The 1,573-nt window shown below is 39.7% G+C and carries 2 protein-coding genes; both read left to right on the top strand.

Features of this window, described 5'->3' with window-relative positions:
* The first annotated feature begins 50 nt into the window (after positions 1 to 50).
* Positions 51 to 464, top strand: a complete 414-nt coding sequence (locus EHC72_RS22430; RefSeq protein WP_131539952.1) for a hypothetical protein — start codon at positions 51 to 53, stop codon at positions 462 to 464.
* A gap of 8 nt (positions 465 to 472) precedes the next feature.
* Positions 473 to 1,381 (top strand): IS3 family transposase, encoded by a 909-nt coding sequence (locus EHC72_RS22425; protein WP_131539951.1) that lies wholly within the window; start codon positions 473 to 475, stop codon positions 1,379 to 1,381.
* The last annotated feature ends 192 nt before the right edge of the window (positions 1,382 to 1,573 follow it).

Below are 1,573 nucleotides of genomic sequence, written 5' to 3'. Positions count from 1 at the left end.
TGTCCTCTCCTAAAAAAACTTGACACATTTTGGTTTAAAAAAACCTTAAAATGAATCAAGAAAAAAGAAGCAATGGATTTAGTATTTTAGTGTCTGATTCTTTCGATCGTACCGACGACCGCAATGCTTACGAGGTTTCCTTCAGGCGCTGGCTGGTATCCCAACTTGAAGCCCGTGAAATGACAGTTAGCGAAGCGATCAAGAAATTTAATATCAGCCCCTCAAGTGGACCAGTATTGATAGGTGCCTGGCGAAAGAGGTATTCTAAAGATATAATTCCAGCACCCGAAGAAATGACCGAACAGGAGAAACAAAAATTAAATACACTTCAGAAACAGGTAAAGGCGATGGAGAAGCAACTGGAAGATGCCAGGATGCGCAATATTGCCCTTAATACACTAATTGATGTAGCAGAAGAAAAGCTTAAAATCAATATTAGAAAAAAGCCTGGTGCCAAACAGTAACTTTACTGATGCAGCTTTATGGTAGCTTTAGCCTAAGCTATTACTGCAGACTGTTTGGCAAGAGCCGTCAGGCCTGGTATGAACAAAAAATACAGCCAGCAATGCACATGCGCGATGCGTTGGTGATAAAACTGGTTACAGAGATCAGGGAAAAACTTCCGTGCTGTGGGGTTGAGAAACTGTATCATATGCTGAAAGCAAGTTTTGTCGACCACGGCATAAAAATTGGAAGGGACGGCCTTTATAAGCTTATGGACAGCTATGGAATGCTCATAAGGCACCGTAGGAGAAAGCCCTACTGTACAATGTCCAGCCATCATTACAGGAAATACCCCAATCTGATACGTGAAAAGGTGATCGATGGTCCCGGTATATTATGGGTAAGCGACATTACCTATATCCGGCAAACTTCCGGTTTCAGTTACCTGAGCATCGTTACCGATGCCTATAGCAGGAAGATTGTAGGTTACAAACTTCACCCAACCTTACATAGCGAAGGTGCGGTTGATGCCCTTTTGATGGCCTCGAAAGACATAAAAAGAACTTCAGCGCTCATCCATCACAGTGACAGGGGGATACAATATTGCTGTAATGAATATGTTCAGGTAATAGAATACCTACACATACAACTCTCGATGACAGAAAAGGGTGATCCTTATGAAAATGCAATTGCAGAAAGGATCAACGGGATACTCAAATACGAACATGGGCTTAAAGAAACATTCCCCTCTTTTGAAAGAGCAAAAGCAGCAGTAGATGATGCTGTAAACAAATATAACAGCATCAGGATACACGATAGCTGTGGCAGGCTTACTCCTATGATGGCACACGAAAGAAATGGGACACTTAAGAAATACTGGAAGAAGAAGAATTACAAAACCAGTAATAAGGAAAATAAACCATTGACTGTTCCGTAATTAAGATAGCAGAAAAAAGCAAAGTAAGATTAGGGAAAAAGGCAACATAAAAAACAGGAATAAAACTAGTATAAAGAGTTGTTGGAAGTAATAAAAATTAAATATTATATTGTACCAGTAAATCAAATAAACAGGTGTAAAAAACCTTAGTAATTAATCACCAAAACTGTCAAGCTATTTTAGGAACGGTCA

Source organism: Pedobacter nototheniae, assembly GCF_004335085.1.
Taxonomy (GTDB): domain Bacteria; phylum Bacteroidota; class Bacteroidia; order Sphingobacteriales; family Sphingobacteriaceae; genus Pedobacter; species Pedobacter nototheniae.
Note: the sequence above shows the minus strand (reverse complement) of the source record. Positions and strands in the feature narration are given on the sequence as shown.

Bases quoted from the DNA above. Each gene is read 5' to 3' on its own strand.
- EHC72_RS22425 (WP_131539951.1), top strand. From the start codon at position 473: ATGCAGCTTTATGGTAGCTTTAGCCTAAGCTATTACTGCAGACTGTTT.
- EHC72_RS22430 (WP_131539952.1), top strand. From the start codon at position 51: ATGAATCAAGAAAAAAGAAGCAATGGATTTAGTATTTTAGTGTCTGAT.